Source organism: Collimonas arenae (assembly GCF_001584165.1).
In the GTDB taxonomy this organism is placed as follows: domain Bacteria; phylum Pseudomonadota; class Gammaproteobacteria; order Burkholderiales; family Burkholderiaceae_D; genus Collimonas; species Collimonas arenae.
In genome coordinates this window covers 1,946,726-1,960,312 of record NZ_CP013233.1, presented here as the reverse complement: position 1 = coordinate 1,960,312, position 13,587 = coordinate 1,946,726, and the positions used below count along the sequence as shown (strand labels likewise).

12 protein-coding genes, 2 tRNA genes and 1 pseudogene are annotated in these 13,587 nt (G+C 55.8%); 3 read left to right on the top strand and 12 right to left on the bottom strand.

The genetic code is table 11. The features are described 5' to 3' along the window. Positions 1-178: 178 nt before the first annotated feature. The gene (lplT, locus tag CAter10_RS09260; RefSeq protein WP_061533183.1) at positions 179-1,441 is read left to right on the top strand and encodes a lysophospholipid transporter LplT; all 1,263 of its coding nucleotides are present in this window, start codon (positions 179-181) and stop codon (positions 1,439-1,441) included. 47 nt (positions 1,442-1,488) lie between these two features. Here the strand turns inward: lplT and CAter10_RS09255 are convergent, their stop codons facing one another. The 4 genes and pseudogenes from CAter10_RS09255 to tsaB form a co-directional block, all read right to left on the bottom strand. Further along, positions 1,489-2,475, bottom strand: a complete 987-nt coding sequence (locus CAter10_RS09255; protein WP_061533182.1) for a DUF1853 family protein — start codon at positions 2,473-2,475, stop codon at positions 1,489-1,491. Continuing rightward, positions 2,456-3,339 (bottom strand): annotated as a pseudogene (locus CAter10_RS09250) (uracil-DNA glycosylase). The gene CAter10_RS09255 and the pseudogene CAter10_RS09250 overlap by 20 nt, the downstream one beginning before the upstream one ends. Continuing rightward, positions 3,336-3,821: a ribosomal protein S18-alanine N-acetyltransferase gene (gene rimI, locus CAter10_RS09245; RefSeq protein WP_082797848.1), complete on the bottom strand. Its 486-nt coding sequence runs from the start codon at positions 3,819-3,821 to the stop codon at positions 3,336-3,338. Before rimI ends, CAter10_RS09250 begins: the two are co-directional and overlap by 4 nt. After that, positions 3,818-4,522, bottom strand: a complete 705-nt coding sequence (gene tsaB / locus CAter10_RS09240) for a tRNA (adenosine(37)-N6)-threonylcarbamoyltransferase complex dimerization subunit type 1 TsaB (protein WP_061533181.1) — start codon at positions 4,520-4,522, stop codon at positions 3,818-3,820. Before tsaB ends, rimI begins: the two co-directional genes overlap by 4 nt. Before the next feature lie 141 nt (positions 4,523-4,663). Here tsaB and CAter10_RS09235 point away from each other — a divergent pair, with 141 nt between their 5' ends. Continuing rightward, positions 4,664-5,092, top strand: a complete 429-nt coding sequence (locus tag CAter10_RS09235; RefSeq protein ID WP_061533180.1) for a thioredoxin family protein — start codon at positions 4,664-4,666, stop codon at positions 5,090-5,092. Between the two features lie 104 nt (positions 5,093-5,196). On the opposite strand, the gene CAter10_RS09230 is transcribed toward CAter10_RS09235, so the two are convergent. The 3 genes from CAter10_RS09230 to CAter10_RS09220 all read right to left on the bottom strand — a co-directional run bounded on the left by CAter10_RS09230 (position 5,197) and on the right by CAter10_RS09220 (position 7,369). Next, complete coding sequence (locus tag CAter10_RS09230; RefSeq protein ID WP_061533179.1) at positions 5,197-6,111, bottom strand: LysR family transcriptional regulator; 915 nt, start codon at positions 6,109-6,111, stop codon at positions 5,197-5,199. Between the two features lie 88 nt (positions 6,112-6,199). Beyond that, complete coding sequence (locus CAter10_RS09225) at positions 6,200-6,538, bottom strand: hypothetical protein (RefSeq protein WP_061537140.1); 339 nt, start codon at positions 6,536-6,538, stop codon at positions 6,200-6,202. A 72-nt stretch (positions 6,539-6,610) separates the two neighbouring features. Continuing rightward, on the bottom strand, positions 6,611-7,369 hold the full coding sequence (locus CAter10_RS09220; protein ID WP_061533177.1) for an ABC transporter ATP-binding protein: 759 nt from the start codon (positions 7,367-7,369) through the stop codon (positions 6,611-6,613). Positions 7,370-7,397: 28 nt separating this feature from the next. Between CAter10_RS09220 and CAter10_RS09215 the strand changes: the two genes are divergently transcribed. Continuing rightward, positions 7,398-8,060, top strand: coding sequence for an arylesterase (locus CAter10_RS09215; protein WP_061533176.1), 663 nt, complete (start codon positions 7,398-7,400; stop codon positions 8,058-8,060). An 81-nt stretch (positions 8,061-8,141) separates the two neighbouring features. On the opposite strand, the gene CAter10_RS09210 is transcribed toward CAter10_RS09215, so the two are convergent. From CAter10_RS09210 to lon, 5 genes are all read right to left on the bottom strand, one after another. Next, positions 8,142-10,070 (bottom strand): SurA N-terminal domain-containing protein, encoded by a 1,929-nt coding sequence (locus CAter10_RS09210; protein ID WP_061533175.1) that lies wholly within the window; start codon positions 10,068-10,070, stop codon positions 8,142-8,144. 99 nt (positions 10,071-10,169) lie between these two features. Beyond that, a tRNA-Asp gene (locus CAter10_RS09205) sits at positions 10,170-10,245 on the bottom strand. A gap of 52 nt (positions 10,246-10,297) precedes the next feature. After that, a tRNA-Val gene (locus CAter10_RS09200) sits at positions 10,298-10,373 on the bottom strand. 103 nt (positions 10,374-10,476) lie between these two features. Further along, entirely contained in the window at positions 10,477-10,749 is a 273-nt protein-coding gene (locus CAter10_RS09195) for an HU family DNA-binding protein (protein WP_014006418.1), read from the bottom strand. A gap of 283 nt (positions 10,750-11,032) precedes the next feature. Continuing rightward, on the bottom strand, positions 11,033-13,444 hold the full coding sequence (lon, locus tag CAter10_RS09190) for an endopeptidase La (RefSeq protein WP_061533174.1): 2,412 nt from the start codon (positions 13,442-13,444) through the stop codon (positions 11,033-11,035). Between the last annotated feature and the right edge of the window lie 143 nt (positions 13,445-13,587).

Below are 13,587 nucleotides of genomic sequence, written 5' to 3'. Positions count from 1 at the left end.
GGAATGTGTGACGATTCTTAGTAGCCGGCTATTTTACCGGATGCGTCGTTGATGATGGATTAGCAATCCGATTATCGTCTCGAACGTTTTCGCTTTTGACACTCTCATAATCACGGATCGGTCATATTTTCATGGTATAAAGCAGGCCGGGGACACATTGTTACATTCTGGGATGCGGATGAATCGCGGTTTTTACACCATCATGGCAGCGCAGTTTTTTTCTTCGCTGGCCGATAACGCCCTGCTTATAGCGGCAATAGCCTTACTGGCTGAAATGTCTTCGCCAGACTGGATGACGCCGCTGCTGAAATTATTTTTTGTGTTGTCTTACGTGCTGTTAGCGGCTTTTGTCGGCGCTTTCGCCGATTCGCTGCCCAAAGGCAGGGTGATGTTCATCACCAACATGATCAAGATATTTGGCTGCCTGATGATGTTCGTCGATGTCCATCCGCTGATCGCCTATGCGATTGTCGGCTTCGGTGCAGCAGCATACTCACCTGCCAAATATGGCATCCTGACTGAGTTGTTGCCGCCGGAAAAGCTGGTAGCAGCCAATGGCTGGATCGAGGGCCTGACAGTGTCCTCCATCATCCTCGGCACGGTCTTGGGAGGCGCACTGGTCAACCCGCAAGTTGTGTCCGTCCTGCTGCAACTACATGTCCCTGTCCTGAACTGGAACCTGAACACGCCGACCCACGCGGCGCTGACAGTGATTGCCATGCTGTATATCGTCGCCACCATTTTTAACCTCAGGATTCCTGATACAGGCGCTCGCTACGCCCATCAGCAGCATCGTCCAAGCAAGCTGATCGCCGACTTTGCCAATTGCTGTTCGATTCTTTGGAAAGATAAGCTAGGCCAGATTTCACTGGCAGTTACCACGCTATTCTGGGGTGCCGGCGCGACACTGCAATTCATCGTATTGAAATGGGCTGAGAAATCGCTCGGCATGCCGCTCGACAAGGCTGCCATCCTGCAAGGCGTGGTCGCCTTCGGCGTCGCCATCGGCGCAATCGCGGCAGCCCGCATGGTTCCCTTGAAGAAATCATTGACGGTCATGCCGATGGGTATCGTGATGGGCCTGGTGGTGATGGGAATGACCGTAGTGCATTCAGTCTGGGTCGCTTACCCGCTGCTGATCATCATCGGCGCCCTGTCCGGTTATTTCGTAGTGCCCATGAACGCGCTACTGCAACACCGCGGCCACGTGCTGATGAGCGCGGGCCACTCGATCGCCGTGCAAAACTTCAATGAAAACCTGTCTGTCCTGACCATGTTGGTGCTATACGCATTCATGATCAAGATCGATCTTGACGTCAACATCGTGATTTTCATGTTCGGCTTCTTCGTCGCCGGCATCATGTTTTTCATCATGCGCAAGCACGCAGCCAACCAGCGCGAACATGATTCGCTGGCGTTGATTGGTGAAGTCAAACACTAATCGTCCAGAAGCACCGCTTCCGACTCTTGCGGGGACAACACCGTTGATTATCCGGGTCCTGCAGCCGCGGCGTTCAAATGCCGCTGCTGCGCGGCACGACCGGCCCAGTCATCCGGCACCACGAATCCGCGTCGGTTTTCCAGCGCATGTTCGCCCTCAGCGCGCAGAGTTGCCAGCAACAGCGGCGATCCATCGACAGCGAAATGCTGCGACAAGGCAAGTTGCGCTGCGGCCGGGCTGAGCGCCTGATCAACAGCGATCTTTGCTGGCGCCAGCCACCGCTGGCGCGGCAGCAGTTGATACAACGCACTTTCATCCAGTTGCAAAGTGGACATGCTGCACCAATAGCCACGGCAAGCATGTGCAGATACGCCAGGAACCGCCGACTGACGCGATTCATCTTCCGGATAAAACAACCAGCCCTTCACCAGCGCTTTCGCTGCTGTCACTGGCTCGGCCAAGTGCGCCTGCGAGGCCGGATGCAGCGACAGCGCCAGTTGCTGCTGCAGGATTTTTTGCATCTTTGCGCCCAGCGAATCGGCCAGGTTGGGTCCGAGGAAATCATCGGCTTGCAAGGCACCGCCGCTGCTCTCTAGCAGATAAAACTTGGTGGCAAACTCCCAGTGCGCGACGCCGCCGTCGAGTCGCAACAGGAAGTCGAATTCGCCCACGGTATCATTCTTGCTCGCCCGGACTTGCACGCTGTGCGCAACCAGAAGCTGTCGCTGCTCAAAGTAGAACGCCAGCAGTTTTTCGGCATACAGGCCAAGCCGGGTCGATGGCAGACGACCGATGTAGCTATGCAGTGCCTGCAATTTCTGCGGATTTTGGTCGTATTCCGCCAACCAGACAGCCAAATCGGGATCGATATACGTGGCGATTTTCCCCTGCCATTGCGGCGCCGCAGCGTCAAGCAGATCAGGTGCGTCCAGCAACCAAGCCAGCGCCCGCACATGCGGGTCCGCCAAATGGTTCCAGCGCCGGTGGAAAATTTCCTGGCAGCCGCTGGCCACCTCAGTCACCGGCCTGCGCATAGGTGCTCATCGCCAGGGACAGATCGGCCCAGACCTTGCCTTTATCACCTAATTGCCGCAGCAGATAAGCCGGATGATAGGTGACAATCAGTGGACGATCGGCATAACGATGCACGCTGCCGCGCAGCTTGGATACTGGCGTCGCCGCATCGAGGCCAAGCAGCGACAGAGCCGCAGTCTTGCCGAGCGCAACCAGGACGGTCGCTGGATCAACTCTATCTGGCGCTGCAGATACGGCAGACAGGCAGCGACCTCCTCCGGCGATGGCGGCCGGTCGCGCCCAGTGCCGTCGGTTGGCCGGCATTTGACGATATTCGCGATATAGGCATTCTCGCCACGCTTGAGTCCCATCGCCAACAGGATGTTGTCAAGCAATTTACCTGCAGGGCCAACAAACGGCTCTCCCTGAATATCCTCGTTACGCCCGGGACCTTCCCCAATAAACAGCCATTTGGCCTTATTGTCGCCAACCCCGAACACTGTATTTTTTCGTCCATGACACAAGCCGCAAGCGGTGCAGCCAGCTACAGCCTGCTGCAATTGCAGCCAATCCATGGCCTGGGGCGAAGCCATGGTCGGAACCGCAACATGCGGCGCAGGCACTGTCGTCAACACGCCATCATCGGGCCACGCCGAGGGTCCATCCGCGAGTTCGTTCTCAATCGGAGATTCGGCAACAACCCGCATCACGTCGGCCTGCAAAGCCGCTTCGACTTCTAGCGCAACGCCGCCAACCGGTTGCGGCACGGTTTCGATTGCCTCTGGTGCCTCATCCGAAAATTCAATAACGCCTTCACGCCTGACCCAGACTGGCCCCAGCCCAATTTCATCGAGGAAGGCACTGCGCCGGTTCATGTCGCTCATAACGGCAACCTCATCACGATCGCTTCCTCTCGTTGATCACCAGCCGCCGGATAATAATCACGGCGACGGCCGATCTCTGTAAATCCATAGCGCAGGTAAATCTCAATCGCACGTGTATTCGACGGTCGCACTTCAAGCAATATCGACTGCATCTGCCGTTGCCGCGCCACCGCACACACCTGATCCAGCAACATTTTACCGATGCCGCGCCTGTGCATATCGCCATGGACACTGATATTCAGCAAATGCGCTTCATCCACAACCGCCATCATGAAAAAATAACCCAGCAACATCCCGGCGGCGTCGCGCAACACCCAGCACTGGTAGCCGCTCTGGATCGAATCGACAAAATTGCCATGGGTCCAAGGGTGCGAATACACGCTCTTTTCAATCGCCACCACTTCATCCAGGTCTTCGACCTGCATGACGGCAAAGGAAAGTGGCCTCGACAAGGCTGGCGGAGTCTGCAAATTTGCAATCATGCACTCACCTTGGCCGCCCTTTCGGCGGTGGTCAGCGCCACTTTATTACGCAGGTACAGCGGTTGCGCCTCTACAGCGCTCAAGCCGCGCCCCTGGGCCAGCGCCACACCGCCCAGCAGCGCTATCTGGCGCGCATGCGGCATGATGGCCGGCAAGCCAGTTGCAGCGAAGGAAGCAGCGGCAAATGCCGACGCATAAGCCGATAATCCATTGCCGCAGGCTTGTAGCGGAGACGAACCGCCCGCCAGCGGCATTACCTGCGCAGGCGATGACAATGTGGGCGCGACGATTTCCTTCCAGGCAGCGCCATCGAAACGATATTGCGCCCAGTAGACCTCGCCCATACGCGCATCCAGGATCGCCAGCACTTCGCCCGTGCCGTTCAAATCGCGACAAGCCTGGGCCATGGCTTCCAGCGTCACCACCGGTAACACCGGCAGATCAGCACCGAAAGCCAATCCTTGCACGATTCCGCAGGCGGTGCGCACCCCGGTAAATGAACCGGGACCTACACCGAAGGCCAGGCCATCGCACTGTGCCAGGCCGATTCCGGCCTCGGCCAGCAAGCTTTGCACCATCGGCAGTATGGATTGGGAATGCGTCTGCACCCCCGTCGTTTCGCGGATAATCATTTGGCCATCGCGCAGGATCGCGGCGGAGGCCAGTTCGGTAGATGTCTCAATGGCAAGAATAGTTTGCATGGCCGTATTTTACCGCGCTGAAGGACGCTCCGGCTGCCGCCAAACTGAATCCCCGGTTGGATTTCGAGAAAATCGCCGGAAAATATAGTGAACCATCTGTATCCGAGCAGAGTCAGCCGCACTCGCTGTAAAATACCGCGCATGCTGATCCTTACTCTCGACAACGATAATCGCCACGAACTGACCGACATCCTGGCCGCCGACGGCTGGATTGTGGCTTGCCTCTGCGCGGCTTGGTGCGGCAGTTGTCGCGAATATTTCGCGAACTTCACAGCGCTCGCACAACGTCACCCGCAAGTACAGTTTGCCTGGATCGACATCGAAGATCAGGCTGACCTGATCGGCGACCTGGATGTCGACAACTTCCCGACTCTTTTGATTCAGCGTGGCGACGTGGTGACCTTCCTTGGCCCGGTTGAAATGGATCTGCGCCTGGCGGAGAGAGTCCTGCAGGCGCAGATGACAAAAAGCCCCGATGAACTGCTGGCCGAAGCGCATGGCAGCGTCGAGCGACGCCATTGGCAACAGGACGGCAACCTGTTGCGACGCTTGAAAGATATCCGCCCCTGAACCGTCAGATGCGCACTGCCGCTCATTCCATGCCGGCTTCATCCACTCCGCCTATCCGGCAGCCCTTGGGTAAAAATTTTCCCGCCCTACGCGTTGGAATGTAGTCAGGACGCCAGCCAGGGATCGCAATCAGGATGAGGAAATTGCATCATCATGAAATCGACAAAACTGCGCACCTTGGCCGATAATAGACGTCGGCTCGGGTACACTAGGCTGACCGCGACCTTGTTGATCTGGTAGTCCGGCAACACACGCACCAAACGCCCGGCCACTACGTCATCGCCGAGCGTATACGAACTGCGCATCGCGATCCCCATGCCGGCCAGCAGGCAATGACGCAGCAAGTCGGTATTATTCGACATCACCTTGCTGGTTATCGGCACGATCGAGGTGCCATCGGCCGACTGGAAAGTCCAGTGATGACGCAAATGTTCCAGTGAAAAATTCAGGCAGGAGTGCTGCGCCAGATCTTCCGGCACCTGTGGCACGCCATGCTGCGCGATATAAGCCGGCGAAGCGCACAACAGCACCTCCGCAATGCCAAGCTGGCGCGCAACCATGCTGGCATCGAACTTCTGGTTGACTGAAAAAACGCCTACATCAAAGCCTTCTTCGATCAAGTCGACCGTGCGATCCGACAATGTCACATCGAGTTGGACATCCGGATACTGCTTCGAATACAAGGGCAGCAAACGCGCCAGCTGCGTTTGACCAAAGCCAATCTGAGAATAGATATGCAGCGTGCCGGCGGGATTGCTCGACAACACCGAAGCCGCCGCCTCGGCCTCGTCGATTTCGTCCAGTATCTGGCGCACCCGCTCGAGATAGACCTGCCCCGGCTCGGTCAAGGCCATGCGACGGGTAGAACGGTGTAACAGACGAATGCCCAGATGGTTCTCCAGATCGGCCACCAGCCGGGTGACCACTGCATTCGACATGTCTAATGCATGGGCGGCTGCAACGAAGCTACCCTGTTCTACCACTTTGGCAAAAACCCGCATGGATTGCAGACGATCCATATCTTTCCATTTCCCCTTATCTTTTCAAAAACAGCTCCGCAACATTGAAAACAATCTTGCTCGAAGCACGCTGCCTCGGCGGGTCATTTCACTTGCTCAACAAGGCAATCAGAGCCACTACCAAGGCCAGCACCGCAACGCCGGTTGCTATCCCACAGAGTATGCCGGCGCGCCGCAATTTTGCGTCGATCATCTGCACTTCTTGCTCCAGCATCGGCAACGCCGTTTTCAACTGCTCTGCGAGCGCCTTGATTTCGCCAAGGTTCTGCAACGACGCTGCCTGCAGTTCCGCGACCTGCTGCTGCAATATTTGAATCTGACTCTCTTCCGTATTGCCTTTGCGACGGGTAAAGACCGGCACCGCGACGGAAATGATATCGCTCACATACGGGAGCACCGCCTTTGTTACTGAAAGCCATGCCGACATGCTGATTCTCCCATTTCTACTTTCTCTTCACCGCGCCCGGACTGCAGAAAACCGTTTCCCGACGACGCCTTCTCAACCAGCTTGTTGAAATATTTGCGGATCCGCCGCACCGGTATCGCCCGGTCGCAGCAAGCGCCCCGCAGCGATGGTAATCGTCTGTCGACATTGCATGGCGATTGAAGTGTCATGCGTCACCAGGATCAAGGTCGAGCCGCGCTCCTGGTTCAAATCGAACATCAACTGAATCACTGCATCGCCGGTGGCGGCGTCCAGGCTACCGGTCGGCTCATCGGCAAACAACAATGGTGGTTCCGTCACGAAGGCACGGGCCAATGCCACTCGCTGCTGCTCGCCGCCCGACAGATATTTCGGGTAATGGCGCAAGCGCGTTGCCAGGCCGACCCGCTCCAGCTTGGCCTCTGCCTTTTCTCGGGCATCCTTATCGCCACGCAATTCCAGCGGCAGCATGACGTTTTCCAACGCGCTCAAATGCCCTAGCAATTGAAACGACTGGAATACAAAGCCAAGCTTCTCCTTGCGCAATCCCGCCCGGCCATCTTCATCCAGCGCGAAAATATCAGTGCCGTCGATACGCACCGTTCCTGCGGACGGTGTATCCAGCCCGGCCAGCAACCCCAGCAGGGTCGACTTGCCCGAGCCCGAGGCGCCGACGATTGCCAGTGTCGCACCGCCCTGGACGTTAAAATTGATATCATCGAGAATCACCAGTTCGCCGCTGGCGTCGGCCACGCGCTTGCTGAGATGCTGGACGTCAATGGCGGGCGCCTTTGAATTTGCCGTTACAGGAATAACAGAAGAGGATTGATGCATGCAGATTATCGACTCCAGGTTTGGGAATATGTTTCAAGACTTGATCGCAGACACCGCGGACCGATTTGCCCGCAGCTTGCGGCTGGCTGCGCTGTTGCTTGGCCTGTTCGGGCTAGTATGGACGAACAATGCTTATTCTGCATCAAAATCGATTCTGGTGTTAGGCGATAGCCTTTCCGCCGAATACGGACTGGCGCGCGGTAGCGGCTGGGTGGCACTGCTGCAGCAGCGCTTGCAGCAGGAAAAACTCGACGATCGCATTACCAATGCCAGCATCAGCGGCGAAACCACCAGCGGCGGCAAGGCGCGGCTGGCGGCATTGCTACAGCAACGTCCGGATATCGTCATCATCGAACTGGGCGCTAACGATGCATTGCGCGGCCTGCAATTGAAGGCTACCGAGGACAACCTGCGCAGCATGATCGATGCCGTTCAAAAGGCAAAAGCAAAAGTGCTGCTGGTTGGTATGCGGATTCCGCCAAATTACGGACGCGATTACACCGACAAGTTCTTTGCACTATACGGTACGCTGGCAAAGCAAACCAAAGTTCCGCTGGTTCCCTTCCTGCTGGCTGGAGTTCCGGATAAACCGGAAATGTTCCAGGCCGATCGAATCCACCCGGTTGCCCAGGCTCATCCGATCATATTGGACAATGTCTGGTCAGGTTTAAAACCACTGCTCACCAAATAACGCCGTCGCATAAAAAAAAGCCACTTGAATGAAGTGGCTTTTTTATTTCAGGCAGCAGCGCTGCCTTGGCTATTATCTATATTACGGAGCGTCGGTGCTGACCGGCGCCGATGCTGCAGACTTCAATATCTTGACCTTGGCTTTCTCTTTCAAGACATCTACATATGCCAGCATTTCCTGTTGCGCCAATACGCTGGTGATCTGCTGTTGCTCTGCAGTGCGGCGTGCCTGGTCGATTGTGGCCGGTTGCGCAATCTTGCCGATCCGATACAGTGCGTAACCCTGCTGCGGCAATTCGACACCGACAAATGCCGGCAGCTTGTTGACATCAGCCTTCATCACTGCTTCGAATTCAAGCGGATTGATACCCTCGCTCTTGGCGCGGGATACAGTCTGAACTGCGCCGAAACCAGTGCTGCTGTCCTGCGCTTTCAGAACCACCAATTTTTCTTCGCCGGCTTTCTTGGCCATTGCCACCTCTTCAGTGCGCGTCACTTTGTCGCGAATCATTGCCTGGACTTCTTCAAACGCGCGCTTCGTCACCGGCTTGTACTCAACCACATGGCCGGCAATGAAAGTATTCGGAGCAATTTCAACTGCCTCGGTGTTGTGCTTGTTCTTCAGTGCTTCGTCCGAAAACAGAGCCGCCAGGAATTTCTGGTTATTGAACGGGACCGCAGGCGCCACGGCAGGGTTGACCTTGCGACCGAGATTCTCGGCAGTCTGAATCTGCAGATGCAGTTTATCCGCCACTGGCTTCAGGCTATCTGCCTGTTCGTAGACCGTATTGCTGAACGTTTCAGCCAGCTCGGCAAACTTCTTTGCCGCCAGTTGCTTCTTGATTTCAGCGCTGATATCGGCCTTGACGTCATCCAGCGGCTTGACTTGAGCCGGCTTGATACCAGTCAGCTCGATGATGTGATAGCCGAAGTCGGATTGCACCAGATCGCTGATCTCGCCTTGCTTCAGCTTGTTCGCGGCATCTGCAAATGGCTTGACCATGCTGCCGCTGGCGAAATAACCCAGATCGCCGCCCATTTCCGCAGAGGCGGTATCTTGCGAATTGGCCTTCGCCAATTTGGCAAAATCAGCTGGGTTCTTGCGTACTTCGGCCAGCAGGCTCTCTGCCTTGGCTTTTGCTGCAGCCTGCTCTGCCGCCGGCGCATCCTTCTTGACCGAGATCAGGATATGGCTGGCGCGACGTTCTTCCGGTGTCGTGTAATGAACCAGGTTATTGTCGTAATAAGACTTGATATCAGCATCGCTGACCGTTACCTGCGCGGCAGCTGCTGCGCTATCCAGCACGACATATTCAGCCTTGACCCGCTCGGGGATTTCAAATTCCTTGGCATTCTTGGCATAGTAATCCTGCAGCATGGCGTCAGTCACCTTGACCTGCGCAGCAAAATCCTGTGCCTTGAACAACAATTCCTGCACATCGCGCTCCTGGTCACCGATATCCGACAGCCGCATCGCCACTGTTTTCGGCGTAAAGGCGGTGGACTGGACAGCGCCGTTCAATTGCTGCATCGCCAGTTCCTGGCGCAGGCGGGCGGCATATGAAACTTGCGTCATGCCTTGGGCTGCCAACAATTGATTGAACAAGTTGCTGTCGAACTTACCGTCAGCGCCAACCAAATTCGGGAACATGCCAAGAATGGTCTGTTGCAAAACTGGATCCGATACGGTCAGAAGCTCGCGATTGGCCGTCGCAGCCAGAACGCGTTGCGTAATCAGGTTATCCAGCACACCTTTCTTGGCCTCCGGCGTCTCCAGCATCTTCGGATCGAAACGCTCGCCAAACGCCTGCTGCATGCGGCTCATCTGGTCGCGCAATGCGGCATCCCAATCCTGCTGCGTAATTGGCTGGCCGGCGACCTTGGCCACCGTGTTGGCGCTATCGCCAAAGCTGCTGTAGCTTTGCAGCCCGACAAGAGCGAAGGAAGGAATGATCAGCAACAGCAACAGAAACTGCATCAAGCGCTGATGGGTACGTACGAATTCAAACATGGTCGGCCAATCGAGAACGCGCTGCCGGCAAAAAAGGCAGCAATACAAATCGGGGTTGCATATGAAAAAAGGCGAACTCTCGTTCGCCTTTTTGTATTTTGGCGGAGTGGACGGGACTCGAACCCGCGACCCCGGCGTGACAGGCCGGTATTCTAACCAGCTGAACTACCACTCCTAAAACTGCTGTTGCAAATCATCGCTGACCTGCATTTCTTACCTGACTGCGTTGGTGGGTGCTGAGAGGCTCGAACTCCCGACCTACGCCTTGTAAGGGCGCCGCTCTACCAACTGAGCTAAGCACCCCCTGCGCTACCTTCATTCATCGCTTTATTCAAACAAGCGTTGAACTGAAACACGACAATTTAGCCAGTCTAGATTTTGGCGTTTGTCACCACGCCAAAAGACGCTAGTTTACAGCATCTTTCAACGCTTTGCCAGGCTTAAATTTAGGAACTTTCGCTGCCTTGATCTTGATAGCCTCTCCGGTACGCGGATTGCGGCCAGTGCGAGCCGCGCGTTTGCCGACCGAGAACGTGCCGAAGCCAACCAGGGTGACCGAGCCGTTTTTCTTCAGAGTGGTTTTGACAGCGGCGATCACGGCATCCAGCGCGCGGGTCGAAGCCGCTTTGGAGATGTCGGCTGACTTTGCAATGTGATCGATTAATTCGGTTTTATTCACTTAAGTCCCCTCGTATGAATTGAATGTCGAGATGATGTTTGTGCGCGCCTTTTTATGCGGCGGCCATCGCTGATGGGCGCAGAAAAAATCTGCTGTCCGTATTAAACAAGTCGCAAAGCCTTGTGTCAAGCGGATTACGGGCGAGTTCGGGGGCGTTTAACCTGATTTCACAAACTTGGCAGATTCAACACTCAAATCTTTTGAAGATATAAAAAAAGCGCTCTTGCGAGCGCCTTTTTTAGAACAACGAGGCTGCGATCAACTGCAGCCTCTTTTCCTGCGATTAATGCTTGACCACGGTAGGATCAGACTTCTCGCTGCTCTTTGCAACCGCAGCATCGAGTACTGCCTCCTCTTCCGTCAATGGTACCGGCTGCCGCTCCAGCGCAATTTCCAGCACCTTGTCGATCCAGCGCACCGGTACGATCTCAAGCTTGTTCTTGACGTTGTCCGGAATCTCGGCTAGGTCTTTCACGTTCTGCTCTGGGATCAGTACGGTCTTGATGCCGCCGCGATGCGCTGCCAACAGCTTTTCCTTCAAGCCGCCGATTGGCAAGACCTCGCCACGCAAGGTGATTTCACCCGTCATCGCGACATCGGCACGCACCGGAATTCCGGTAAAGATCGACACCAATGCGGTTGTCATCCCGACACCCGCAGACGGGCCGTCCTTCGGCGTCGCGCCTTCCGGTACGTGAATGTGGATATCGCTCTTCTCGAACGCTTCACCCTTGATGCCCAGCTTCGCAGCGCGGCTACGCATCACAGTACGTGCTGCCTCGATCGATTCCTTCATCACATCGCCCAAGGTACCGGTACGAATGATCGCGCCCTTGCCCGGCATCTTGACGGCTTCGATGGTCAGCAACTCGCCGCCCACTTCGGTCCATGCAAGGCCGACCACCTGGCCGATCTGGTTCTCTTTCTCGGCAACGCCGTAGTCGAAGCGCCGCACACCGAGGAATTTATCGATGTTCTTCGAGGTCACGGCAACCTTCTTCTCCTGCTTCTTCAACAGCAGCAGCTTGACCACCTTGCGGCAGATCTTGGAGATTTCGCGCTCCAGCGAACGCACCCCCGCCTCACGCGTGTAATAACGTATGATGTCGCGAATCGCACCTTCGGCGACGGTGATTTCCTCAGCCTTCAAACCGTTGTTCTTGATTTGCTTAGGTAGCAGATAGCGTTGGGCGATGTTGGTCTTTTCATCCTCGGTGTAGCCGGACAGACGAATCACTTCCATCCGGTCCAGCAATGCCGGCGGGATATTGAAAGAGTTCGAGGTCGCCACGAACATCACATCCGACAAGTCGAAATCGACCTCGATGTAATGGTCCGAGAACGTATGGTTCTGCTCAGGGTCCAGCACCTCGAGCAAGGCCGAAGACGGATCGCCGCGGAAGTCCATGCCGAGCTTGTCGATCTCGTCCAGCAGGAACAACGGATTGCGCACGCCGACCTTGGCCAGGCTTTGCAAGATCTTGCCTGGCATTGAGCCGATGTAGGTGCGACGATGACCGCGAATCTCGGCTTCATCACGCACGCCACCCAAAGCCATCCGCACGAACTTGCGGTTGGTGGCACGGGCGATCGATTGCCCCAGCGAGGTTTTACCCACGCCTGGAGGACCGACGAAGCACAGGATCGGCGCTTTCAGTTTGTCGACGCGCTGTTGCACGGCAAGATATTCCAGGATACGTTCTTTGACCTTATCCAGGCCATAGTGATCGCCTTCCAGGACTTTCTCGGCGTTGCCCAGTTCGTTATTGACCTTGGATTTTTTCTTCCATGGCAAACCGACCAAGGTATCGATGTAATTACGCACCACGGTCGCTTCGGCCGACATCGGCGACATCAGTTTCAGCTTCTTCAGTTCGCTCTGTGCTTTTTCCAGCGCTTCCTTCGGCATCTTGGCGGAGAGGATCTTCTTTTCCAGCTCTTCCAGATCCGCACCTTCTTCGCCTTCGCCCAATTCCTTCTGAATCGCCTTAACCTGCTCGTTCAGATAGTATTCACGCTGCGATTTTTCCATCTGGCGCTTGACGCGGCCACGGATGCGCTTTTCAACCTGCAGAATATCCAGTTCACCTTCGAGCTGACCCAGCAAGTGCTCATAGCGCTTGGCAATATTGAAGATCTCCAGGATCACCTGCTTTTGCTCAAGCTTGAGCGGCAGGTGCGCGGCGATAGTGTCAGCCAGGCGGCCGGCATCGTCGATGCCCGACAGCGAAGTCAGGATCTCAGGCGGGATCTTCTTGTTCAGCTTGACGTATTGGTCGAACTGCTGAACGATGGCGCGACGCATCGCTTCCACCTCAGCCTCATCACCCAGTTCGGATTCGACCGGCGTCAGGTCGGCGATGAAATGCGTGTCGAGTTCGCTGATGTGATGGATACGGGCGCGCTGCGCACCTTCCACCAGCACCTTGACGGTGCCATCAGGCAATTTCAACATTTGCAAAATGTTGGCGACGCAGCCGATCTCATAGATATCGTCCGGCGACGGTTCATCCTTGGCGGCAGCCTTTTGGGCGGCAAGCATGATGCTCTTGCCTTGCTCCATGGCGGCTTCCAGGGCCTTGATGGACTTCGGGCGGCCGACGAACAAAGGGATCACCATATGCGGGAATACCACCACATCCCGTAAAGGCAAGAGAGGCAACTGAGTTTGTTCAGTAAATGTAGAAGTCGTCATGGCGAGCCTTATCAAAAAAACTTATTAATGATGTTGGCACGAGTGGCCGAAACTCAAGCCCAGTTTCAACAATAAATCACCACTTCTATTTGCAATGCGTTTGCGATGCGTTTGTGATGCATTTGCGATGGCAAATAAAAAAG